Annotated in this window: 10 protein-coding genes and 1 pseudogene; 5 read left to right on the forward strand and 6 right to left on the reverse strand. The window is 67.3% G+C overall.

Going from position 1 to position 25,266, the window contains the following annotated elements; genetic code table 11:
- Positions 1–33: 33 nt before the first annotated feature.
- From GEM_RS11505 to GEM_RS11520, 4 genes are all read right to left on the reverse strand, one after another.
- Positions 34–534 carry a hypothetical protein gene (locus GEM_RS11505; protein WP_014897580.1) on the reverse strand — a complete coding sequence of 167 codons (501 nt, stop codon included), beginning with the start codon at positions 532–534 and terminating at the stop codon, positions 34–36.
- Complete coding sequence (locus tag GEM_RS11510) at positions 531–9,143, reverse strand: choice-of-anchor Q domain-containing protein (RefSeq protein WP_014897581.1); 8,613 nt, start codon at positions 9,141–9,143, stop codon at positions 531–533. Before GEM_RS11510 ends, GEM_RS11505 begins: the two co-directional genes overlap by 4 nt.
- A gap of 18 nt (positions 9,144–9,161) precedes the next feature.
- Entirely contained in the window at positions 9,162–10,811 is a 1,650-nt protein-coding gene (locus GEM_RS11515; RefSeq protein ID WP_014897582.1) for a multicopper oxidase domain-containing protein, read from the reverse strand.
- A 65-nt stretch (positions 10,812–10,876) separates the two neighbouring features.
- Entirely contained in the window at positions 10,877–12,460 is a 1,584-nt protein-coding gene (locus GEM_RS11520; RefSeq protein WP_014897583.1) for a multicopper oxidase domain-containing protein, read from the reverse strand.
- A 766-nt stretch (positions 12,461–13,226) separates the two neighbouring features.
- On the opposite strand from GEM_RS11520, the gene GEM_RS11525 reads away from it, so the two are divergent.
- From GEM_RS11525 to GEM_RS11540, 4 genes and pseudogenes are all read left to right on the forward strand, one after another.
- Positions 13,227–14,051 (forward strand): IclR family transcriptional regulator, encoded by an 825-nt coding sequence (locus tag GEM_RS11525; RefSeq protein ID WP_014897584.1) that lies wholly within the window; start codon positions 13,227–13,229, stop codon positions 14,049–14,051.
- Between the two features lie 489 nt (positions 14,052–14,540).
- A pseudogene (locus GEM_RS31825) lies at positions 14,541–15,947 on the forward strand (efflux RND transporter periplasmic adaptor subunit); the annotation flags it as partial.
- 15 nt (positions 15,948–15,962) lie between these two features.
- Positions 15,963–19,076, forward strand: coding sequence for an MdtB/MuxB family multidrug efflux RND transporter permease subunit (locus GEM_RS11535; RefSeq protein ID WP_014897586.1), 3,114 nt, complete (start codon positions 15,963–15,965; stop codon positions 19,074–19,076).
- 3 nt (positions 19,077–19,079) lie between these two features.
- Positions 19,080–22,388 carry an efflux RND transporter permease subunit gene (locus GEM_RS11540; RefSeq protein ID WP_014897587.1) on the forward strand — a complete coding sequence of 1,103 codons (3,309 nt, stop codon included), beginning with the start codon at positions 19,080–19,082 and terminating at the stop codon, positions 22,386–22,388.
- 231 nt (positions 22,389–22,619) lie between these two features.
- Here the strand turns inward: GEM_RS11540 and GEM_RS29860 are convergent, their stop codons facing one another.
- Entirely contained in the window at positions 22,620–22,859 is a 240-nt protein-coding gene (locus tag GEM_RS29860) for a hypothetical protein (protein WP_272148347.1), read from the reverse strand.
- 220 nt (positions 22,860–23,079) lie between these two features.
- Between GEM_RS29860 and GEM_RS32445 the strand changes: the two genes are divergently transcribed.
- A complete protein-coding gene (locus tag GEM_RS32445; RefSeq protein ID WP_014897589.1) occupies positions 23,080–23,463 on the forward strand; it encodes a VOC family protein in 384 nt (127 codons plus the stop codon).
- Between the two features lie 108 nt (positions 23,464–23,571).
- Here GEM_RS32445 and GEM_RS11555 read toward each other — a convergent pair whose 3' ends face one another.
- Positions 23,572–25,092: an NYN domain-containing protein gene (locus GEM_RS11555; protein ID WP_014897590.1), complete on the reverse strand. Its 1,521-nt coding sequence runs from the start codon at positions 25,090–25,092 to the stop codon at positions 23,572–23,574.
- Between the last annotated feature and the right edge of the window lie 174 nt (positions 25,093–25,266).

Raw genomic sequence — 25,266 nt, forward strand, 5'->3', positions numbered from 1 at the left:
TGCCGATGCGCGGCGGCACGCGTTCGTATGTGATTACTCGACCACCAGCCCGTCGATGTGCAGCGAATCGATCAGGATGCTGACCCGTTCGCCGCGCTTGATCGGCCCTCCCTTGTTGGAAAACACCATCCAGTACTCCTGACCAACGACCATGCGGCCGGTCTGCCGCAGCGCGCCGATCTGGTCCATCACCGGAATCACGAGCATCGCGTGGCTCGTTTCCCCGTACAGGTAGACGGTCGCCTTCGTGTCGGCGAGCAGCCGCGCCTTGTCCGGATCGACCACACGGTAGCTGAAGCGGATCAGGTTGCCCGACGCGGTGCTGCGCACGTGCAGGTCGTCGACGCCCTTCCCCATCTGGTAATAGGCCTTCGCCTCGCGCGGCAGGCTCACGGGCACGTACGGCGAGTGCCCGCGGGCGGCCGCGGCCGGCGCGTCCTGCCCGGCCGCGGCCGGCTCGGGCCGGACCGCGACTACGCAGGCGCCGCCCGCGAGCAGCAGCGCCGCTGCCGTGCGCCAAGCGGCCGGTTTCATGGCAGCGCCCCGGTGAGCGCCGCGGGCGTCGCCTGCGCCGGAGTCGGCGCCGGCGTGCTGGTGCGCGGCGGCGTCTGGGCCGGGGCTTGCAACAGCACGCCCGACGGCGGCCGCGCGAGCGCCGGAGACTGCGTCAGTGTACCGGCCGGCCGCGTCGCCGGTGCGACCTGCGGCACGCCCGCCGGCGGCCGCCGCAACGCCGGCGCCTGGATCTGCGTCAGCGGCTTGAGTCCGTTGAACAGGCCCGGGATCCCGCCGGCACCTCGCAGCCCGGCGAGCAAGCCCGCCAAGCCGGTTGGCTGGTTCCCGCCCAACGCCAGCGGATCAATCGGCCCGCCGCCGCCGAGCAGGCCGCCAAGCAGGCCCGGCGTCACGTACTCGACCGCGCCGATGTCGTAGCCGTTGGCTTGCGGCCGCGGCGTGCCGAAGATGTCGTGATCCGGCGCGCCGTTCGCGGTGGCCGCCCCGATCGCCGGCGACGTGCCCTTGATCGAGTAGTTGCCCATCATCACGTTGTAACCCGCGCTCCCCGGCGTGAGCGCCTCGTTGAACAGCGACAGCGGTCCGTACGACATGTTGATCCACTGGTTGCCTTCATCGGGCGTGGCCGTCGGCATCAGCCCGAACAGCGGATTCGGCATCACCGCGTCGGCGATCCCGGGCGGCACGGCAAAGCCGTTCCCGCCGGCTTCCGGCGGCACCCGCGAGCCGTTGCAGTACTGGCCCACCGTCTGCGGATCCGCCGCCATGTTGGTCGCGGCGTAGCCAGCCGTGCTGGTCATGATCGAGTACTCGGGGTCCATCGTCAGCCCGGATTGATGGTTGGTCGGCCCGGTGTCGCCGTATGCGCCGATATCCCAGTAGACCGGCGGCGTCGTGCCGCCTGTCACGCAGAAGCCTGTCGACTGCCCCTTCTGGTTCAGGACCGGATTCAACGTGACCGCGTTCTGCACGCCGGGGATATTCGGGTTCGGCTGCGAACTCACCGAAATGTAGAACGTGCGGTTTCGCCAGAACACGTTGTTGGTCAGCACCGGGTTCGAGAACTTCGTGCAGTTCGGCGCGTTCGCGGGACACGTGACATGCCCCGTGAAACCCGCCGGCGGCACGAACGCGGCCAGCAGATTCTGCGTATGGTTCGCCGTCTCCAGCCCGGCCGGCTGCTGCGTCGATGCCTCGATGAAGCTCGTGCAGGTCGAGTCCGCGCTGTTCGGGCTGCTCGTGCATCCCGGCGGCGGCACGTTCGACTGTGAGGCGGCCGGCGTATTGAACAGCACGCCCGCCGACGCCGTCGCATCGTTCGCGATCACCGTGTTGTTGACGAAGTTCACACGCAACGCATCCTGCAGCGACACGCCGCCGCCCGACCAGCCGGCCACGTTGTCCGCGATGATGTTGTTGATCACGTTCACCTGGTACCAGTTGTTCGGGTTGCCGAGACTGCGTTGCACGTCCGTGCCGTTGACGTTCTGCAGCCGCAGGCCGCCGCCCTTCCCGCTTTCCGCGGTATTGCCCATGATCAGGTTGCCGTCGATCACGAGATTCGGGCCGATGCCGTCGGACAGCTGCGGCGCGCAATCGACATCGACGGTCGAGTTCTCGCAGAAAGTGCCGTCGGGCGGCACGCCCTGCGCGATGATGCCGCCGCCGTACGTCGGCAACGTCGGGTTGTTGCTCTGGTTGAACAACACCACGTTGTGCGACAGGTCGCCGTTGTAGCTGAACCCGAAGTGCGCGACGCCGCCGCCGTCACCGCCGCTGATGTTGCCGCATACCCAGTTGTAGTTGAACCGGTAGTAGTCGGCGCCCGAGCAGAGGGTCACGCCGCCCGCCGCCGACGGCGTGGTCGAGTTGATCTCGTCGCCGTACGACGCGTTCCCCGTCACCGCGTTGTGGTGAACGTTGACGAACGTGTTGTACATGAACGGCAACTGCGTCACGCCGTCCGCGGCGATGGTGCCGTCCGGCACCTCCACCTGGCCCACCGTGATGCCGCCCGACAGCGTGCCGGCATTGCCGGTCACCCGGTTGTTCGAGACCTCCGTGTAATGGTTCCAGCCGTGCAGGAAGATCCCGCCGCCGCCCTGCGAGCTGTTGGTGAACGTGATCCCGTCGATGCGCGACGGGTTGCACAGGAAGTTGCTGTAGTTCGGGTTGTTCGGGTCCGTCGTGCAGTCGTGCCGCGTAAGCAGCGTGCAGACGCCATTCGCGGTGCAGTTCGTGCTCGGCTGCACGCCCTTGGCCAGCACCGTGATGCCCGCGCCCTCATACGCGCCCAGCAGCGACGGCTCCATCAGCAGCTCGCCCAGGTTGCCGTTCTGCATGCTGTCCCAACCGACGGTCGGCTCGAACGGGATCGGATCCACGTGCCCCTGCATCTGCGTCGAGCACTGGTAGGTCCCGGACGGATCGTACGGGTTGTTGGTCGGCGAGACCGGCTTCGTCGGGTCGTACGCGGCAGAAATCGCGCCGCCGTCCAGCGACGTGCCGAACAGGCACGCGATCAGCCGACGCCACGGATCGAGCTTGCCGGACGGATGCGTGTTCGCGTTGACCGTCACCGACGCAGCGCCGACGCCTTGCAGCCGGACCGGCTTCCACATCACCAGCATCTCGTTGTACGTGCCCGGGCCGACGACGATCATGTCGCCCGCGCTCGCGTTGTTGATCGCGGTCTGCAGCGCATTGCTCGCGCCGTTCTCGCCGCCGACGTAGGTCGGCGTCTTGCCGCCGACCGTCACCGTGACCGCGTCGATCGAGCGCTTGCCGTTGCCGGCCGTGACCACGAGTTCGCCGCACTGCGTCGCCGGCGCGCCCATCTGCTGGATCGTGCAGGTCGACGGTGCCGTCGGCAACGGCAGCACCGGAATGCTCAGGTCAGGCACCGTCACGACGATCTGCGTGTCGCTCCACGACACGACCGGCGCGTTGACGCCCGCGATCGTGACCGTGCCGGTACCCTGCGACCCGCCGAAGCCGTAGTGGCGCGTGATGAACTTCTGGTTGAACGGCGCCGTGCTCTGGCTCGGCCCCGTGTACGCGTGGTTCGGCACCTGCTGGTCGCCCAGCGCGTTGATCGTCAGCGTCTTGCCGGGCCCGCTGACCCACGGGCCCGCACCGGCGCCGATCGCGTCGCCGGTCACGCTCGAGATCGCCGGCGTCGCATCCGGATACGCGCAGTCGGGCTGGTTGTATCCGTCGGCGAACGACTGCACCGGCACCACCGGCGTATCCATGTACTGCGTCTGTCCGGGCATGAACGGAATCTCGTAACAGAACTGGCTGTAGGCCGGGTTGTACAGCGGATCGCTGATCGTCTGGCCCGGATGGTTCGGGTCGGGGATCGGGCCCGGGTCGTTCATGCACGCGACCATCATCGTCGGCGCATAGCCGGTCGGGTTCGGCGGGTTCACTTCCCAGGTCGAGAAGGTCAGCCCGTTGTAGATGCCCCACTGGTCCGAATAGGTGCGCGAGGTTTCGTTGCCGGAGAAATCCTTGAACGAGATCGGCACGTTCGGCACCGCGAACTTCTCGCCGAACTGCGGCGAATACGGGTCGAACTCCGACGAGAAGTCGTCGAGCATGAAGCCCGTGTAGTGCGCCGCGACGTGCGTCGAGCTGAAGATCCAGAACTTCGCGAGCACCGATTCCTCGTCGGTCAGCATCACCTCCTTGCGATCGCACAGATGCCGGGAAGCACCCGCGAACGGCGCGACTTCCTTCGAGCCGGGGAACAGGCTCATGTAGTCCGGCACGATGCGCAGCTCGCCGACGCACGGCCAGAACCGCTCGACGCTGCCGGTGTCGCCTTCGGCATGCGGCGTCGAACCGAGGTTGGTGGTCAGGTTCTGCGGGTTGTTCGGGTTGTAGGTCGAGTTCACCGCGGCCTGGTCGGGCAGGATGAAGACCGCGCCAATCCCGGCGAACTGTTGCGTCACCGGCGCGATGTAGTTGTCGCCGATCAGGATGTTCTTGTCTTCCTCCTTCACCAGTTCATAGCCCGGCGGCACGATGATCTCGACCACGTACTTGCCGGCCGGCAGCATCGGCGTGCCGTCGACGGGGTTCTTGCCGACGCAGATCGTGCAGTTCGACGCGACCGGCTTGCCGCCCGCGTCCGTCGCCGTCACGCTCGGGAACTTGTACATCCCGTCATACGGCGCCGGCTGGATCTGGTTGAACACGTGCATGCCGTCGTAGCACTTGAACTGTGCATTCGCCGGCAACTGCCGATGCTGCGGATCGAGCCAGTTGGTGCTGTTCTTCAGCGTGAAGTAGAACGGGTCGTTCGGGTCCTGGCCCGGGCAGTTCATGTTCGGCGTCACGCCGTCCGCGCGGAAGCCCTGCGCCCAGTCGTCCCAGCTCGCCGTCTTGGTCGTGTCCACCAGCGTCAGGTTGGCGGTGCCGTCCGCGGCCGTACCCTCCTGGTACAGGTTCACCGTGACGTTCGGCACGTTGGGGGTCCACTTCGTGTGGATCAGCAGCGTCGGATCGTCGAACGGCCGCGTCGACGCATAGATCACCTCGCCGCGAATCCCGCCGTTCTCGCCCTTCGCGAACGGCGTCTTGCCGAACTCGATGAACGAGTTCTGGCCGGAGAAGCCCTGCCATGCCTCCGAGTTTACCCACGGCGGATCGACCCGGCCGGTCGAGCCGCTGCCGGTCGACGCGCAATCCGCGTCCGCGCAGTAGCGGGCGCCCGGCACCTGCAGGTTCGACGGCACGGGCAAGGTTTCGACCGTGTTCGCGAAGTTCGCGGCGATCGTCGAGTTCCCGCTGCCGGGCACGCCGGTGCGGTCGACCGGGCCGCCCGCGTCGTACACCACGTGCGTGCCGGTCGATTTGTAGCGCGTCTGGTCGTCGTCGACCACGTACCAGTTGAACAGCGGGAACACTTCGTTGAACGGCGCGTAGCCATTGCCGTCGCTCGCGTTGAAGCTCGAGAAGCTGCCGTCGCGGAACCGCATGTTGACCGACGCCAGCGCGATACCGGGGTCGTCCGGATGCGAGATGCCGTCGCCGTGCAGGTCGATGAAGGTCCGCGTATAGAGGTTCGTCTGCCACTGCAGCACCGAGAGATCGCCGACGTCGACCGTCGTACTCCCGTTGGCCGCCGGCAGCTGCACCGCCTTCGCCAGCCCGTCGACGATCTGGTCGTTCCACTGATCGAAGACCGTGATGCGCGTCGTGCCGCTCGGCAACCCGCTGATCGTGAACTTGCCCTGGCTGTCGCACTTCGTGAAGCCGTAATCCTCGCCGTCCGGATCGCCGACGCTCACGTAGCATTGCGAGAACGCCAGCGAATCGTGCGAGCCGCTGCTGTACAGGTTCTCGTTCGGCGGCCGGCCGTAGTGCAGGTTCGTCACGCGGCCCGTGATCGTGTTCGGGCACGCGCCGGTGTCGCACAGCCCGGTCTTCGTCGCATTGGTGCGCCGCGCGTTGATGATCTTCGGATTCGCGAAGCCGATCGACACGTGATAGCCAGCCGGCCCGAACTCCTGGAAGTACGCGGGGCCGCCGACCTTGATGAACGCGTCGTGCGCCTTCTGCCCGTCGAGCGTGTTGGTCTGCAGCCATTCCTCGCCGCGACCGATCCGGTCGGCGGCCGGCGTCGCGATCACGCCATAGCGGCCCGGCATCAGGTTGGCGATGACAGCCTGGCCCACCAGCGGCGACAGCGTCTTGCCGTCCGATTCGTACTTCGGGCAGGTCGGGATCATGCCGACCAGGCCGTCGGTCGCCGTCGAGATCGGGCAGGCGTTGAGCCCGGTGAGCGGATCGACGGTGCCCTGCAGCGAATTCGACAGCGGCATGTTGAACATGTCATAGGTCATTTGCCCAGTCGGGTCGCCGGTGCCGCCGGCGTCGTCCCAGAGCTTGACCTCGAAGCCGCCGAGGCCCGGCTCGCGCGCGGTGCCGAAACCGTCGGACCCGCCGCTGACATCCACTTCGCCGTTCAGCGGCGCATCGTCCTCGAACACGAACACCGACAGCTTCGCCGTCTGGTAAGGCGTTTCCGTCAGCAGCACGTTGAGCTGCCCGGCTTGCCCGGTCGCGGTCTGCCCGGCCTGCGCGGCCGCGATCTGCGCGGGCGAAATCGGCGCGCCGCCCATGCTGTGGCCGCACTTGCCGGTGCCCGGCGCGAAATCCGCGCCGCTCGGGCCCGACGGGCAGTCGAGCGCGATGCTGAATTGCCGCGTGGTGTTGGGCGGCACGCCGCCGCTGTTCACGAACGTGTTGCCGGCATCGCCCGGCAGGATCGAGATGTAGTAGTGCTTGGTCGGATCGAGCGCCACGTATTTCGGATCGACCGCCGCCTGTTGCGAAACGTTCGTGCCGGTGCGGCACACGCCGTTGCCGACGTCGCACACGGTCGCCAAGTGCTTGTTGGACACCGGGTCGTACACGGTCTGCCCGGATTCGCACGCGACGGTGCCGACGCAGCCGGCCGCCACCACCGGCATGTAGCTCGTATGGAAGTTCGTGCCGAGCGTCGGCACCGGCTGCGGCAACGGCGGGCAGTTCGCCGGCCGCGCCGTCGTCGAATTCACCTGGCAGGCCGGATCGATCTGCATCGTGCGGTCTTCCTCGATGATCCAGCGATAGTCGGTCAGCCTGACCATCTTGTTCGGCGCGGTCGCATCCGGCGCCATGCTCGGCGCATCCATCACGTTCACGACCAGCCCGCTGCCGGGATTGAACGTGACCGTCACGGTCCCGGCGTTCGTGCTCGTCTGGTTCTGCGTGTTGGTGACCTTGTACTGGAACGTCACCTTCTGCGCAGACGCGCCGGCCATCGGCGGCGTCGTCGGCACCGCGGTAAACGAGCCGTCCGGATTCAGCGTCACGGTGCCGTTCGTCGCGCTCGACGCGACGATTTGCGCGGTGAGCGGCAGCCCGGCCGGATCGCTCGCGCTGGCGAGCACGCCGGGCGCACCGATCTGAACCTGCGACGCGATGTTGCTCGAGAAGTTCGCATTGCCGGCCGTGGGAACCGACAGGCACTTGTTGCTCGTGGTGCAAGCGGTCAGCGTCACCTTCGCCGTCACCGGCGGCGTGCCGTTCGTCGACTGGTAGACGAAGCTGTCGTTCGCCGCGCTGCTCGACAGGTACGTGAACGTACCGTCCGTGTTCAGCTTGAGCGTGCCGTTGCCGGGCGGCGTCTGGACCTTCACGCCGTAGACGCCGGAGTCGTTCGCGATCACGCCCTTGGCCGGATCCGACACGGCGAGCGTCGTGCCCGGCACGAAGTAGTAGTTCGCGCCCGCGGCGGTCGGCACTTCGCCGATGCCCGCGGTCGCCGACGGTTGCGCGTTGTTGACTGCGATGTAGGCCTGCATCCCGCCGTCACGCAGATTGTTGGTCGACAGGCTCAGCTCGCGGTCGTACACGGGCATCGCCCCGGCGGCCGGCGCGTTCACCATCACGTCATAGGTCTTGCCGGCGGCCATGAACACCGAGTTCTGGATGCGCGCGGCGCCGGGCAACGCGTTGCCGTCCTCGGCGATCAGCGAGAACCCGGGCACCGACGGATTGCCGGTTTGCGCGCCGACCACGGCCGGAACGTGCATGCGCAGGCCGGCGTTCACCAGCCGCACGAGCACCTGCCCGGTCGACGCCGGCACGTTCGCGCTCGGCGGGAACGCCGATGCGTTCGGGTTGGTGCGATCGAATGCGACGCCGTTGATCAGGTAGTAGCGCGGATCGTAATTCACCACCGGCGGATAGCAGGTACCGAACGATGTGGACTTCGAATCGCCGCACCCGCCGGGCTGACCCGACCACGCGGCGGTTTCGCTGAAGCCCTTGGTCGCCACGGCCGCGGCGACTGCCCCGTTCTGCACCGGATCGATCTCGCTCATCACGAGCGGCACGTCGGCGTCATAGCATGACGCCGAATTCGGATACGCCTGCTTCGTCGATGCGCAGGTTGAACTTGCGACGGCCGGGCTCTTCACGACCAGCACGCCGTACAGGCCCATCGGCCCCTGGATCGACGGGTGCGTGCCCGATTCCAGCAGGTAGGTACCGGGCTTCAGATTCGGCCAGGTGAGCGTGGTATGCGATTTCGGATCGGTCGACGCCGCCACCTCGGTCCCGAACGACTCGACGCGCGGCCCTTGCGCGGGAGGCACGAACGACGCCATCGGCGCGGTCGAGGTCGCGGTGACGATCGGCCAGGTCGTGGCGGTCTGTGTCGGATGGACCGGGCTCGGCGTGGTCGTCGGCTTGTCACCGAGACCGCCGCCGAGTTGCCCGACGATCACGAGCGAGGTCGGCACGGGCGCCGGCAGGTTGTTCGTCAGGTTGATCTGCAGCTGCCCTGCCGGCACGGTGATCACCACCGGCGACCAGTTCGCGCCGGCGGTCGTGTTCGCCGCCGCGCAAGTGGCATTCGCGGCCGGCGCCGCCGCGACGGCGGCCGGCGTACAGCTGTAGCCCCACATCGGCACGGACTGTCCGTCCGGCATCATCGCCGTGGACGCCTTCGCCGTCAGGTTGACGACCGCCTGCGCGAAACAGGCCTCGCCGGCCGTCAGCAACATGGATGCCGCGACCCCTGCCTTGAACAGGCCAAGAAGCGTCGCCGTGAGCTTGGTGGATTTCATCGCGTTTCTCCCCCACCCCTAATTGGATTCGTCGATCACAAACACCGGAGGATCGACGAGCATCATCATCATCAATCCGCCGGGAAAGATGTTGTTCGTCGTGATCTCGCGTTCGTTATGCGAGTGCCACATGAATGCGAAGCCCGCTTCCGTCGCCGCCGGGTTCAGGTTCGTGTTGCTGGGCGGCGACGTCCCGGTCGGAGACGTGGCGCGCGTGGTCGCGTCCGGCCCGAGATACGGACTGCCGCCATACCAGAAGCCGTTGGTCAGGATGTTCGAGTCCGGCAGCGTGACCGGCCCGCCGCTGCCGACCTTGCCGAACGGCGCCTTCTCGAGCGCCTTGCCGTGGTCCTGGCACCACTCGTAGTAGTTCGGCGCGTTGCGCGGGGCCGGCGGATTCGACGCGGTCGTGTAGTAGCCGTTCGCGTCCGGGACACACACGGAGCCGTCGCCCGGGTAATGCCCGTAGACGTCCCAGTTCAGGCCCTTGCCGGTCCAGTAGAAGATCCCGTCCATCGTCAGGCCCGGCGTCGTGGTGGTCGTGAACAGCAGCGGGCCGGCCGGCAGCCGCGGGTTCCCCTGGTGAGCCGGGTCAACCGCGCTGAGCAGCAGGTTGCCGTCGCGCGCCAGCACGCGCACGTGATTGCCGTGCTCGTGGAACGGATGCTGCCAGCGGCCCGTGCCGACGATCCGCAGCAGCACCAGTTCGCCCGGATGCATGTGCGGGTTGCCGTTGTACGGCTGGTGCGGATACTGCGGCGCGTAGTTCGGATCCATGTCGTCCGGCATCGAACGGCCATTGACCATGAAATAGGCCGGGTGATAAGGCTCGGTCTCGACGGTCATGCAGCCGGCCTGCTTCAGGCACGATGCATTCGCCGCGACCTGCTGTTCCGCCTGCTGATGGATGCGCGGATCCATTTCGGACAACTGAAAGAGATACTCACGGTCATAGCAGGCTGCGCTGTTATCAAACGCCGCCGCCGCGTTGCGGAAATCGTGCTGGCCGAACGGCCTGCCGGTGTCCGGGAACGCCATGCAGCCCGCCGTGTTGACCGACGTGTTCGGCAGCACGATGATCGCGCCGTACATCCCCATCTCGATCTGCAGGTCGCCCTGCGTGCCGCTGTAGTACGTATGCGTGCCCGGCGTCGACGCGACGAACGTGTAGGTGACCGTCGTGCCGTGCGGCGCCTCCTGCGCCAGCAGTCCGGACACGCCGGAGGTGCCGGTGCAGGTCTTGCCGTCCGGGCTCAGCGTCCCGGTGCACACGACGAAGCCGGGAAACAGGATCGACGTGTTGCCGGCCGCCACCGGCAGGTTGTTGGTGAGCGTCACGGTGATGGTGTCGCCCTGCCTGACGATCAGCGTCGGGCCGGGGATCTGCATCGTCGGACAGGTCGCGCCGGCGATCGCCGCCGGCGAGAATACGGGCGCCGTCGCGCTGGTCGTCGCGCAGCCGTAACCCCACGAGTAGACGCTCGAGCCGTCGGGCTGCGTGATGCGCGCCTCCTCGGCGGTGAGATTGAAGACCTTGCCGGTGATGCCCGGTGCGGCGGCTAGCGCGTGCATCGACAGCAACGCGGCGAGCGTCGCGACGCCGACGCGCGCGAGCCGTCCGAGACGGGCGAGCGTCGCGGTCCACGCATGATGAGTGATGTGTCCCACGGCTTTTCTCCTAGGGCAGGACTTCCCGGCCGGGCCCGCCCGATGGCGCGGGCGGGCCCCGGTCTTCAAAGGGTGCAATGCTTCGTAATCGGATCAACCGCGCTGCAGATGTGGACCTCGGTCATCAGGCCGCCGAAGTTCTCCTGATCGTTCGACAGGTGATCGAGGTTCGGCGTGTACAGATAGAAAATCTGGCCCGAGTGGTATTTCGTCTTGTCGCTGGCGTCGAGAATCAGGTCGAGCGATTCGCCGCCCCCGAGCGTGATCGAGTTCGTGTCGTAGGCCAGGTTGTTGCCGGCCATGTCGCGCAGCATGCGGGCATTGATCGCGATCACGTGCATCGGGATGCCGAGCGACGCCAGCGTCTGGTATTCGGTCACGTCGAGATCCGAGATCCGCAACAGCGCCCGGCCGCCGGCCGGAATGTTGATCAGCGTCGACAGCGGTTGCGACGGATGCATCGAGCTGTCCGATGCGGGTGTCGACATCGCCCCGTCGGTCACCGTGTCCGGATAGCTGCGGCCGTTCAGCAGGAAGAACTTGTCCTTCATGTCGGTGAACGGCTCCGGATTGAACGTCATGCCGACGAAGTGGAAGTTCGGATCGAACCCGTGGATCTGGATCGGATACTCGACGTCGTACGCGGTCGAGCCGTCGCCGTCGTTGTACGCGTAGAGCGACAGCGTTTCCGGTGTGGTCGCCGGAATGTTGGGGTTGGCCGCGCGCACGAGGCCGTTGTTCTGCGGCGGCAGCGGCGTCGTGCACAGAATGTCGTTGCCGCAGCGCGTGCGCAGGTCCGACTGCTGCGTCACCAGCGCCTCGTACAGCGACACGCCCTTCGGCACCCGGTCCTGGCGCGGCCGTACGTAGACCTGGCCGACCATGCCCATCTGCAGGTGCTCCGGCGGCGTGATGTGGCAGTGCCAGAAATAGGTGCCCGCATCCGGCGCGAGATAGTAGTACGTGAAGCTCGCGCCGATATTGATCGCGACGGACGCATCCGGCACGCCGTCATAGAACGACGACGCGTTCGGATAGCCGTGGAAGTGCACCGTATGCTTCTCGAACAGGTCCGGACGCATGATCATCCCGACGTTCGTGAGCGTGAGGAAGAACTCGTCGTCCTCGTCGATCGCCATCAGCGGCGCGGGCTCGTTGCCGTTCATCACGCCGATGTCCATGATCGGGCGGGGATCGACGTGGCCGGTCAGCGCGCCGCCGGCATCCGGATCGGGCGCGAGGCCGACCGCGCCGTTGTAGTGCACGTCCGTCCTGGGATCGCCGACGGTGTTGAACACCGACGCGAGCTCGGTGCCGGGCAGCCCGGCCTTGATGTCCGCGAGCCCGGACAGCGGGCCGAACGCGAACAGGTAGGTCTGCACGCCGTTGGCCATCGTGGCGTAGCCGTCGCCGCCCGAAATCTGCTGGCACTTGATCGCGCCGTTCACGGTGCCGGTCGACGTGGAATTCTGGCCGGTGTAGCTCGGCTTCGTGTAGGCGGGTTCGCCAACCCCGGGCGCCAGCGCGGTCGGATGGGACGGCGTGGTGGACGGGCACTGGACGCGGAACGACTGGGCGAACGAGGGAACGGCGCACATCAGGAGCAACAGTGCCGCCACACTGCTGCAACACGCGCGGGTACTGAACATATGACCTCCATCCAAGGGGTCAACCAGCGATACGCACTGGACGTCATGCTGTGCTGCGGACGCGGGCCGACGACATCTTCGGATCGACCCGTATCTGGATTCTGCAGATGTGCGCGCCTGGCCGGGATGGGTCACCCCCCTACTTTTGCGTAGGGGGGCTCCGGCACGTGGGGGGCGACAGGCTCGGTACGGACGGACGTGCGATGCCCGAGACGCCCCGCCGGCGCACCGGATGGGTCCGATGCACATCGCGCGCGAACCGACGACGTATTGCCGGAATTTTCCCGATAGTCGAAATTAATTAAAATCGCGGGCGGGGCGATGGATCGTGCCGGAAGCGGCAGGCAGTGCCGGCCCCGGGGCACCGGAGCGGAGGACTTTCGATCGCGGCAAACCAGGCGGTCACCGGATAACGGACAAAAAAAAGCGCCACGGAGACCGTGGCGCTAAAAAAGTTCTAGCCATTCCGAGGGCCGTGCTAGAACCTGAGAGACTGCGCGAAACACCGTTGCCGGTTAAACTCTTGAAACGATGTTTCGAAAACGTGAGACATTCTTTCCGTTTCCGCCCGACAAGTCAAGCGGTATTTGCACCGGTTCCTGCAGTTTCCGGCAATGCTCATTTGAGCGTTTTCCTAATAAACCAAGGGTGAACCCGTAAAATCTCATCCGATGAACGATTCACCCATGGAACATGCATCTTTTGACAATCATCCTACAATACCAACAAAATTGAAATCGAGTTTCGGAAATAGAGAGAATCCCTCGTGTCGACACCTGTAACGCCTCCCGCGCCCCGAGACCGCGAATCGTCGCCCGACGAGATCACCGCGCTCGCGCGCGGCCTCGCCGTGCTGCGCCGCATCGCGGCCGCCGACGCCCCGGTCAGCAACCGCGAACTGACCGAACTGACGGGCATCCCGAAGCCGACCGTGTCGCGCATCACGGCGACGCTCGTCAGCGCCGGCTTCCTGTTCCAGCTACCCGACAGCGAGCGCTTCGTGCTGACCGCGTCGGTGCTGGAACTGAGCCACGGCTTCCTGCGCAACTTCGACATCCGCGCACGCTCGCGGCCGTTCATGATCGAACTCGCCGAGCGCACGTCGCTGTCGGTGCACCTCGCGGTGCGCGACCGGCTCGACATGGTCGCGATCGATGTGATCCGGCCGCGTTCGGCCGTGCTCGTCACGCGTCTCGAGATCGGCTCGCGGATGGACATCGCGCGCACGGCGGTCGGCCGCGCGTATCTCGCGGCGCTCGAGGACGACGAACGCCGCACGCTGCTCGATGCGCTGCGCGCGACGGCCGGCGACGACTGGCCGCATGTGTCGGCGCGCCTGAACCCGGCGCTCGACGAAGCGATACGCGCAGGCCACGCGATGGCGATCGGCGAATGGCGCGAAGGACTGAACGCGGTCGCGGCCGGTTTCGTCGGTCCGTCGGGCCAGCGCTATTCGGTGAACTGCGGCGGCGCGTCCAGCCAGTGCCCGCCCGAATGGCTGCACGAACACGTGGTGCCCGCGCTGCGCGAATGCATCGCGAAAATCACCCGAGAGATCGGCGGCGCGCCGGCCCGGCGCAGCGTCATGTAATCGCTCCGTCATCGTCCCGTCGCGTTCTGTAACGACCGTAACCCGTTGAAAGATAGCGCACTGGACTGTAACGGGGACGGGACGTAGGATCATGCCCATCGTCGCGCCGCATTCGCGGTGCGCACCGCTCTTTTCCCGCGCGAACCGGGAGGGCCCGGACCGAGCCGGCCCGCCCGGCACCGTATGCCCACGCGCCGCGCCCCGCCTGTTTTCCGGCACGCCGCGCCGTCTTCCTGACAGAACACGATGGACAACCAACAAAAGCCCACGCCCCCTTCGAAGGACCCTGCCTCGCCCGCCGCGCGGCGCCCGCGCCGCACGCTGGCGATCGGGACGCTCGCGGTCGTCGTCATCGCCACCGTCGTAGCCCTAACGATATTCGCGCCAAACAAGCATCCGCAGTACCTGACTGCACACGTCACGCGCAACGATCTCGAAAACGCAGTACTCGCGACTGGTGCGCTGCAGGCGTTCAAGCAGGTCGACGTTGGTGCGCAGGTGTCGGGGCAGTTGAAAACGCTGAAGGCAAAGCTCGGCGACAAGGTCGTCAAGGGCCAATGGCTCGCCGAAATCGATCCCGTGATTTCCGAGAATGCACTGCGCCAGGCGCGCGCCAGCGAGGAAAGTCTGCGCGCGCAGCAACAATCGACCGCCGCGCAGCTCACTCAGGCCGAACTCGCATTCCGTCGCCAGCAGGCGATGCTGCCCGACGATGCGACGTCGCGCGAAGCCTTCGAGGCAGCACGTGCGGCGCTCGACGTACAGCGAGCGGCACTCGCGTCGCTCGCCGCGCAGATCCGCTCTGCGCGCATCCAGATCGAGACCGCGCAGGCCAACGTCGGCTATACACGCATCGTCGCGCCGATCGACGGCGAGGTCGTCGCGATCGTCACGCAGGAAGGCCAGATCGTCAAGAAAGGCGACCTGCTCGCGCAGATCGACCCGCGGCCGTACCAGGTGGCGCTCGAGAATGCCGAAGGCACGCACGCGCGTGACGAGGCGCTGCTCGCGACCGCCCGCATCGACTTGAAGCGCTACCAGACGCTGCTCGCGCAAGACTCGATCGCGTCGCAGACGGTCGACACCCAGACGTCGCTCGTCAAGCAATACGAAGGAACGGTGAAGACCGACCAGGCGGCGATCGATTCCGCGAAGCTGAACCTCACGTACGCGCGCATCACGGCGCCGGTGTCGGGCCGCGTCGGCCTGCGCCAGGTCGACCCCGGCAACTACGTGACGGCGGGCGATTCGGGCGGGATCGTCGTGATCACGCAACTCCAGCCGATGAGCGTGATCTTCACGACGTCGGAAGACAACCTGCCGCAGATCCTCAAGCAAGTGAACGCGGGCCAGAAACTGTCGGTCACCGCGTACAACCGCAACAACACGGTGCCGCTCGAGACGGGTTCGCTCGAAACGCTCGACAACCAGATCGACACGAGCACGGGCACGGTCAAGCTGCGCGCGACGTTCGCCAACCAGGAAGGCCTGCTGTTTCCGAATCAGTTCGTGAACACGCGGCTGCTCGTCGACGTGATGCGCAATGCGACGATCGTGCCGACGCCCGCCGTGCTGACCGGCTCGATCGGCCAGTTCGTGTACATCGTGAAGCCGGACAACACGGTGACGGTGCGCAAGGTCACGATCGGCCCGGTCGACGGCGAGCGCACGAGCATCGTCAGCGGCGTCGCCGTCGGCGAACGCGTGGTCACCGACGGCTCCGACCGGCTCCGTGAAGGCTCGACGATCTCGATCCCGGCCGACAAGCCGAAAGGCGCGTCGGGCGCGCACGGCGCCGCTGCGACGGCATCGGCCGCGGGCGCATCGGGTGCGACCGCCCACCGCGGCGGCCACAAGCACGGCGCGTCGCAGACAGCGGCCCCCGCGGCCCAGTAACGCGCGGGCCGCTCGATGAATCCATCCCGCCTCTTCATTCTCCGGCCGGTCGGCACCGCCCTCCTGATGGCGGCGATCATGCTGGCCGGCCTCGTCGCGCTGCGCTTCCTGCCGCTCGCCGCGCTGCCCGAAGTCGACTACCCGACGATCCAGGTCCAGACCTTCTATCCGGGCGCGAGCCCGGAGGTGATGACGTCGTCGGTCACCGCGCCGCTCGAACGGCAGTTCGGCCAGATGCCGTCGCTGAACCAGATGTCGTCGCAAAGCTCGGCCGGCGCATCGGTGATCACGCTGCAGTTCTCGCTCGACCTGCCGCTCGACATCGCCGAACAGGAAGTGCAGGCCGCGATCAACGCGGCCGGCAACCTGCTGCCGTCCGACCTCCCGGCCCCGCCGATCTACGCGAAGGTCAACCCGGCCGACGCGCCGGTGCTGACGCTCGCCATCACGTCGAAGACCCTGCCGCTCACGCAGGTGCAGGACCTGGCCGACACGCGCCTCGCGATGAAGATCTCGCAGATCGCGGGCGTCGGCCTCGTCAGCCTGTCGGGCGGCAACCGGCCGGCCGTGCGGATCCAGGCGAACCCGACCGCGCTCGCGCAGTACGGGATGAACCTCGACGACCTGCGCACGACCATCTCGAACCTGAACGTGAACACGCCGAAGGGCAACTTCGACGGCCCGACGCGCGCGTACACGATCAACGCGAACGACCAGCTGACGAGCGCCGACCAGTACAACTCCGCGGTCGTCGCCTACAAGAGCGGCCGCCCGGTGATGCTGACCGACGTCGCGAAGGTCGTCGCCGGCTCGGAGAACACCAAGCTCGGCGCGTGGGTCAACGCGGAGCCCGCGATCATCCTGAACGTGCAGCGCCAGCCGGGCGCGAACGTGATCCAGACCGTCGACGCGATCAAGGCGCAGTTGCCGAAGCTGCAGGAAACGCTGCCCGCCGCGCTCGACGTGCAGATCGTCACCGACCGCACGACGATGATCCGCGCGGCCGTGCGCGACGTGCAGTTCGAGCTGCTGCTCGCGGTCGGGCTGGTCGTGCTCGTGATGTACCTGTTCCTCGCGAACATCTACGCGACCATCATCCCGAGCCTGTCGGTGCCGCTGTCGCTGATCGGCACGCTCGCGGTGATGTACATGGCCGGCTTCTCGCTGAACAACCTGTCGCTGATGGCGCTCACCATCGCGACCGGCTTCGTCGTCGACGATGCGATCGTGATGATCGAGAACATCGCGCGCTACGTCGAGGAAGGCGATACCGGGCTCGAGGCCGCGCTGAAAGGTTCGAAGCAGATCGGCTTCACGATCATCTCGCTGACGGTGTCGCTGATCGCGGTGCTGATCCCGCTGCTGTTCATGGGCGACGTGGTCGGCCGGCTGTTCCACGAATTCGCGATCACGCTCGCGGTGACGATCGTGATCTCGGCGGTCGTATCGCTCACGCTCGTGCCGATGATGTGCGCGAAGCTGCTGCGCCATTCGCCGCCGCCCGAGAGCCACCGCTTCGAGGCGCGCGTGCACCGCGCGATCGACTGGGTGATCGCGCGCTACGGGGTCGCGCTCGAGTGGGTGCTGAACCGCCAGCGCTCGACGCTCGTCGTCGCGCTGCTGACGCTCGCGCTGACCGCCCTGCTCTACGTCTACGTGCCGAAGGGCTTCTTCCCCGCGCAGGATACCGGCGTGATCCAGGCGATCACGCAGGCGCCGCAGTCGATCTCCTACGGCGCAATGGCCGAACGCCAGCAGGCGCTCGCGACCGAGATCCTGAAGGACCCGAACGTCGAGAGCCTGACGTCGTTCATCGGCGTCGACGGCAGCAACATCACGCTGAACAGCGGCCGGATGCTGATCAACCTGAAGGCGCGCGACGACCGCTCCGAGACGGCCGCGCAGATCATCCGCGACCTGCAGCAGCGCGTCGCGCACGTCACCGGCATCTCGCTGTTCATGCAGTCGGTGCAGGACCTGACAATCGACTCGACCGTGAGCCCGACGCAGTACCAGTTCATGCTGACGAGCCCGAACCCGGACGAGTTCGCGACCTGGGTGCCGAAGCTCGTCACGCGGCTGCAGCAGGAGCCGTCGCTCGCCGACGTCGCGACCGACCTGCAGAGCAACGGCCAGTCGGTCTACATCGCGATCGACCGCGCGAGCGCCGCGCGCTTCGGCATCACGCCGGCGACCGTCGACAACGCGCTGTACGACGCGTTCGGCCAGCGCATCGTATCGACCATCTTCACGCAGTCGAACCAGTACCGCGTGATTCTCGAGTCGGAGCCGAAGGAGCAGCATTACGCCGAATCGCTGAACGACATCTACCTGCCGTCCGCGGGCGGCGGCCAGGTGCCGCTGTCGTCGATCGCGTCGTTCCACGAGCGGCCGTCGCCGCTGCTCGTCGCGCACCTGTCGCAGTTCCCGTCGACGACGATCTCGTTCAACCTCGCGCCGGGCGCGTCGCTCGGCGAAGCGGTGAAGGCGATCGATGCGGCCGAGAAGGACATCGGGCTGCCGACGTCGTTCCAGACGCGCTTCCAGGGTGCGGCGCTCGCGTTCCAGGCCTCGCTGTCGAACCAGCTGTTCCTGATCCTCGCGGCGGTCGTCACGATGTACATCGTGCTCGGCGTGCTGTACGAGAGCTACATCCACCCGATCACGATCCTGTCGACGCTGCCGTCGGCCGGCGTCGGCGCGCTGCTCGCGCTGATGATCACCGGGCACGACCTCGACATCATCGGGATCATCGGCATCGTGCTGCTGATCGGCATCGTGAAGAAGAACGCGATCATGATGATCGACTTCGCGCTCGAGGCCGAGCGCGTCGAAGGCAAGCCGCCGCGCGAGGCGATCTACCAGGCGTGCCTGCTGCGCTTCCGGCCGATCCTGATGACGACGCTCGCCGCGCTGCTCGGCGCGGTGCCGCTGATGGTCGGCGCCGGCGCGGGCTCCGAGCTGCGCCAGCCGCTCGGGATCGCGATCGCGGGCGGCCTGATCGTGTCGCAGGTGCTGACGCTGTTCACGACGCCGGTGATCTACCTCGGCTTCGACGGGCTCGCGCGCCGCGTGCGCGGCTGGTTCGAACGGCACGGCCCCGACGCCGGCAAGCATACGGGTGCGTAAGCGATGAACCTGTCGCGCCCCTTCATCAACCGCCCCGTCGCGACGACGCTGCTCGCGCTCGGCGTCGCGCTCGCGGGCCTGTTCGCGTTCATCAAGCTGCCGGTGTCGCCGCTGCCGCAGGTCGACTTCCCGACCATCTCGGTGCAGGCATCGCTGCCCGGCGCGAGCCCCGAGACCGTCGCGACCAGCGTGACGAGCCCGCTCGAGCGGCACCTGGGCTCGATCGCGAACGTCAGCGAGATGACGTCGACGAGCACCGTCGGCAACGCGCGGATCATCCTGCAGTTCGGGCTGAACCGCGACATCGACGGCGCCGCGCGCGACGTGCAGGCCGCGATCAACGCGGCGCGCGCCGACCTGCCCGCGTCGCTGAAGAGCAACCCGACGTACCGCAAGGTCAACCCGGCCGACTCGCCGATCATGATCGTGTCGCTTACGTCGGAGACCTCGTCGCCCGCGAAGCTGTACGACGCCGCGTCGACGGTGCTGCAGCAGTCGCTGTCGCAGATCGACGGCATCGGCCAGGTGTCGGTGAGCGGCTCCGCAAACCCGGCCGTGCGCGTCGAGCTCGAACCGCATGCGCTGTTCCACTACGGGATCGGCCTCGAGGACGTGCGGGCCGCGCTCGCGTCCGCGAACGCGAACAGCCCGAAGGGCGCGATCGAGTTCGGCCCGAAGCACTACCAGCTCTATACGAACGACCAGGCCTCGCAGGCGTCGCAATACAGCGACCTGGTCGTCGCCTACCGCAACGGCGCGGCCGTGCGGCTGTCCGACCTGTCGGAGGTCGTCGACGGCGTCGAGGACCTGCGCAACCTCGGCTTGTCGAACGGCAAGCGCGCGGTGCTCGTGATCCTGTACCGCTCCCCCGGCGCGAACATCATCGAGACGATCGACCGCGTGCGCGCGGCGCTGCCGCAACTGACCGCGTCGCTGCCGGCCGACATCACGGTCACGCCGGTGCTCGACCGCTCGACCACGATCCGCGCGTCGCTGAAGGACACCGAGCACACGCTGCTGATCGCGGTCAGCCTGGTCGTGATGGTCGTGTTCCTGTTCCTGCGCAACTGGCGCGCGACGCTGATCCCGAGCGTCGCGGTGCCGATCTCGATCATCGGCACGTTCGGCGCGATGTACCTGCTCGGCTTCTCGATCGACAACCTGTCGCTGATGGCGCTGATCGTCGCGACCGGCTTCGTCGTCGACGATGCGATCGTCGTGCTCGAGAACATCACGCGTCACATCGAGAACGGCAAGCCGCGGCTGCAGGCCGCATTCGACGGTGCGCGCGAGGTCGGCTTCACGGTGCTGTCGATGAGCATTTCGCTGGTCGCGGTGTTCCTGCCGATCCTGCTGATGGGCGGTATCGTCGGCCGCCTGTTCCGCGAGTTCGCGCTGACGCTGTCGCTCGCGATTGGCGTGTCGCTCGCGGTGTCGCTCACCGTCACGCCGATGATGTGCGCACGGCTGCTGCGCGAGTCGCACGACGTGCAGGAGGAAGGTCGCCTCGGCCGCTTCCTCGAGCACTTCTTCACGCGGATGCAGCGCGGCTACGAGCGCTCGCTGTCGTGGGCGCTGCGCCGGCCGCTGCTGATCCTGCTGACCCTGTTCGCGACGATCGGGCTGAACGTCTACCTGTATATCGTCGTGCCGAAGGGCTTCTTCCCGCAGCAGGACACCGGGCTGATGATCGGCGGCATCCAGGCCGACCAGTCGACCTCGTTCCAGGCGATGAAGCTGAAGTTCTCCGAGATGATGCGGATCGTGCAGGCCAACCCGAACGTGAAGAGCGTCGCGGGCTTCACCGGCGGCACGCAGACCAACTCGGGCTTCATGTTCGTCACGCTGAAGGACCGCACCGAGCGCAAGCTGTCGGCCGACCAGGTGATCCAGCAGCTGCGCAAGCCGCTGTCGGAGGTCTCGGGTGCACGCACGTTCCTGCAGGCCGCGCAGGACATCCGTGTCGGCGGCCGGCAGAGCAACGCGCAGTACCAGTTCACGCTGCTCGGCGATTCGAGCGCCGAGCTGTTCAAGTGGGGGCCGCTGCTGACCGAGGCGCTGCAAAAGCGTCCCGAGCTGACCGACGTGAACTCCGATCAGCAGCAAGGCGGCCTCGAAGCGATGGTGACGATCGACCGCGCGACCGCCGCGCGGCTCGGCATCAAGCCGTCGCAGATCGACAACACGCTGTACGACGCATTCGGCCAGCGCCAGGTCTCGACGATCTACAACCCGCTGAACCAGTACCACGTCGTGATGGAAGTCGCGCCGAAATACTGGCAGAGCCCGCAGATGCTGAACGAAGTGTGGATCAGCACGTCGGGCGGCAGCGCGAACGGCTCGCAGACGACCAACGCGGCCGCCGGCACCTTCGTCGCGACGTCGGCCCGCACGTCGAGCGCCGGCACGGGCACCACCAGTGCCGCGGCGATCGCGTCCGATTCCGCACGCAACCAGGCGCTCAACTCGATCGCGTCGAGCGGCAAGTCGAGCGCGTCGTCGGGTGCGGCGGTGTCGACGTCGAAGTCGACGATGATCCCGCTGTCGGCGATCGCGACCTTCGGCCCGAGCACGACGCCGCTGTCGGTCAGCCACCAGGGGCTGTTCGTCGCGACGACCATCTCGTTCAACCTGCCGCCGGGCGTATCGCTGTCGGAAGCGACCCAGGTGATCTACCAGACGATGGCGCAAGTGGGCGTGCCGCCGACGATCGTCGGCAGCTTCCAGGGCACCGCGCAAGCGTTCCAGCAGTCGACGAACGACCAGCCGATCCTGATCCTCGCGGCGCTGCTGGCCGTCTACATCGTGCTCGGGATCCTGTACGAGAGCTACATCCACCCGATCACGATCCTGTCGACGCTGCCGTCGGCCGGCGTCGGCGCGCTGCTCGCGCTGCTGCTGTTCAAGACCGAGTTCAGCATCATCGCGCTGATCGGCGTGATCCTGCTGATCGGTATCGTGAAGAAGAACGCGATCATGATGGTCGACTTCGCGATCGACCAGACGCGCAACGCCCACAAGTCGTCGTTCGATGCGATCCACGAGGCGTGCCTGCTGCGCTTCCGGCCGATCATGATGACGACGATGGCGGCACTGCTCGGCGCGCTGCCGCTCGCGTTCGGCCATGGCGACGGCGCCGAGCTGCGCGCGCCGCTCGGGATCGCGATCGCCGGCGGCCTGGTCGTGTCGCAGGTGCTGACGCTCTATACGACGCCGGTCGTCTATCTGTACATGGACCGGCTGCGCGTGTGGAGCGAGAAGCGCCGCAACCGCCGCGGCAGTTCGGGCGGGCCGGCAGTGGCCGGCGAGTAAGCCGGTAACGGCAAGCGGCCGTACACGGGACGAACGGGCATGCCGCCCCGCTCCGTGTATGGCCGGCGCCGCGGGAAGGTCGCGGCGCAACGCGTCGATCGCCGTGCGCGGCCTGCGTTGGCGTCCCGCTCCGGCGCCCCCCTCCGGCGTCACCCGACGCTCAGCGATAGTCAGCGCCGGTCGATTGCGTCGGCCGCGTGTCCGACAAGCGCTGCACCGCGTCGTCGATCATCACGGGCACCTGCTGCCACCGCGCGCGGCCTTGCCGACGAGATGCACGGCGCAGGCGCCGCACGCGCCGATACCCCAGCCGTATTGGGTGCCGGTCAGCCGGGCCGAGTCGCGAATGCCCCACCGAAGCGGCGTATCGGGATCGCCGTCGACATCGAACGGCTGCCCGTTCAGCATAAAGCGCATCGGCTGTCTCCCTGTTGCGCATCGTCGGTTCGTCATCCGGTGGATGACGGCCATGGTTGACAGAGATTCCTGGCGGCGCAAGCAGCCGCGCCAACGACCTTTGCCCCCGAAAAATAGCCGATCGTCCAGATCGTTTCAGCCGACGATTCGCGCCTGGCCGCGCGCCTGCCGCCGCCGTTGCGGCCGGGTTCGCCGCGGCTCCGGCTTGCACGCCGGCCGCGATCGGCTATCGTGTGTCCATGCCCACCCTCGCGCCCCGTCCCGGAGGCACGCCATGAACGTCCAGCTGAACCATACGATCGTCTGGTGCCACGACAAGCGCGCGTCGAGCCGCTTCCTCACCGAACTTCTGGAACTGCCCGCGCCGACGCCGTTCGGCGCGATGCTGGTGGTCCAGCTCGACAACGGCGTGTCGCTCGATTTCTACGAAAAGGAGGGAGAGATCACAGCCCAGCACTACGCGTTCCTGACCGATGAAGCCGGCTTCGATCGCGTGTTCGCGCGCATTCGCGAGCGCGGGCTGCCCCACTGGGCCGATCCGGCGAAACGGCAGCCCGGCGACATTTACCGCCACAACGGCGGGCGCGGCGTGTATTTCGACGACCCGGACGGTCACTTCCTCGAAGTGATGACGCGGCCGTACGTGCTGAACGGGTAAGGGAGTGCATCGGCCGGCATGGCGCTGGCCGGGTTTGCGGCGCGGGCGGCGCCCTGGGTCGGACACCGCCCCGCCGGGCGACCGGGCGACCGGGCGGCCGTACGACCGTTATTCGGCGGCCGCCGCCGTCTTGCGCGGACGACGCGCGCGGGTGGCCGTCTTGCGGGCCGGCTTCTTCGGCTTTGCGGCGGCCACTGCTTCAGCGGCAGATTCACCGGCCGATTCACCAGCCAGTTCGGCCGGCGCAGCTTCATGCGACGGCTGCGCGGCAGGCACCGAAGCGCCGTACTCGCCGGCCGTCGGCACCGCGTGCTGCGCCGCGACGTGCCGATCCTCACCGTGCTCCGCATCGCGATGCGCCGCTTCGGCATGCTTGCCGTCCGCATGCTTGCCGTCCGCATGCTTGTCGGCGCCATGCTTCGCGCCGCCATGCGCCGCCTCGTCCGGCTTCGCGGCTGCGTGACGGCCGGCGGCCTTCGCGTCGCCACCCTTCTTCGCACCGGTCTTCTTCGCCGCGCTCTTGCGGGCGCGCTTGCGGCCGTCCTTCGCGTCGCCGTGCGTACCGGTCGCTTCGGCCGCTTCCACCGCTTCCGTCACTTCGGCCGGCACGATCGCCGCTTCGCTGATGACGTCGGCGACGGTCGCCTCTTCCACCTCGTCCTGCACGCTTTCATGCACGGCCGCTTCGGCCCGCTGCCCGCGCCGCCGCGCCGCACGCTTGGCCGGCGCCGGCTCCGCGTGCCGCGCGCCATGGCCGTGCGGCGCGGCACCCATGTCGCGCGCCGCGGCGACAGGCTCGGCCGCGGCCGACTGGCGCGGCCGCGATACGAACGCGCCCGACTTGTCGTCGCGCCCCACTTCGAGCAGGCCGCGCGCCTGCGCTTCGTCGAGCAGGTTGCCGAACGCCCGGAAGCCGTAATACGACTCGTTGAAGTCCGGCTTGCGGCGCTTGATCGCGCTCTTGAGCACCGACGCCCAGATCTTGCCGACGTCGTCGCGCTCGGACGCCAGCGCGTCGAAGGTCTCGACCGCGAGTGCGATCGCCTCGGTCCGGCGCGCTTCGATCTCGGGCTTGCGCGACGGCTCGTCGGGCCGCTTCGCGCCGCCGTTGCCGGTGCGCTGCTGTTCGCGCTTCGCCAGCGCGCGCTGCTGCTCGCGCACCAGATCGTCGTAGAAAATGAATTCGTCACAGTTCGCGACCAGCAGGTCCGACGTCGACTTCTTCACGCCGACTCCGATCACCTTCTTCGCGTTCTCGCGCAACTTCGACACGAGCGGCGAAAAATCCGAGTCGCCGCTGATGATCACGAACGTGTCGACGTGCGACTTCGTGTAGCAGAGGTCGAGCGCATCCACGACGAGCCGGATGTCGGCCGAGTTCTTGCCCGACTGGCGCACGTGCGGGATCTCGATCAGCTCGAAGCTCGCCTCGTGCATCGACGCCTTGAAGCCCTTGTAGCGCTCCCAGTCGCAGTACGCCTTCTTCACGACGATGCTGCCCTTCAGCAGCAGCCGCTCCAGCACGGGCTTGATGTCGAACTTCTCGTACTTCGCGTCGCGCACGCCGAGCGCGACGTTCTCGAAGTCGCAGAACACGGCCATGCTGACGTTGTCCAGGGGTAATGCCATGTGTACTCCAACCGGTTGGTCGCCGCGTTGTATTGCGTAGCGGCGAAAAATGCATCGCGCACATGATAGCCGGTCGGCGGGTCGATTCCGCAATCGGCGTGCGCGACGCGGCGCCGACGGGGCCCCGCGCGCGGCCGCGCCGGCAAGCCTTGTGCGCTACGGCCCTCATTACCT

Origin of the sequence: Burkholderia cepacia GG4 (assembly GCF_000292915.1) — a bacterium.
Classification (GTDB): Bacteria; Pseudomonadota; Gammaproteobacteria; order Burkholderiales; family Burkholderiaceae; genus Burkholderia; species Burkholderia cepacia_D.